Source organism: Brevundimonas sp. UBA7534, assembly GCF_002479325.1.
Classification (GTDB): Bacteria; Pseudomonadota; Alphaproteobacteria; order Caulobacterales; family Caulobacteraceae; genus Brevundimonas.
On sequence record NZ_DLMO01000036.1, the window covers coordinates 29,257 to 29,558 of the forward strand.

1 pseudogene is annotated in these 302 nt (G+C 67.9%); it reads right to left on the bottom strand.

The annotated features are described in order from the left end of the window. Nucleotides 1–302: pseudogene (locus tag B2U11_RS02815) on the bottom strand (histidine kinase dimerization/phospho-acceptor domain-containing protein); the annotation flags it as partial.

Consider the following 302-nt stretch of genomic DNA (forward strand, 5'->3'; position numbering starts at 1 on the left):
GGCCACATCGGCGTGGCCGGCGTGAAGATAGACGGCGGCGGCTGTGAGGGGCTGGTTCAACTCGTGCGCCAGGGTGGCCGCCATCTGGCCCATCGAATTCAGGCGCCAGACCTGTTCGAGTTGCGTCTGCAGGTCGCGCGAGCGCTTTCGGGCTGCTTCGGATTCGCCCTGGTCGGCCAGGGACAGCACAATATGCTCGGGCGCGGCCTGGTCCGGCAGCAATCCGGCCTGAAGGGTCACGGGAATGGCGTCGCCGTTCGTCTTCACGGCGGTCCAATGGCCGTCCGGGGGCGTGACCAGAC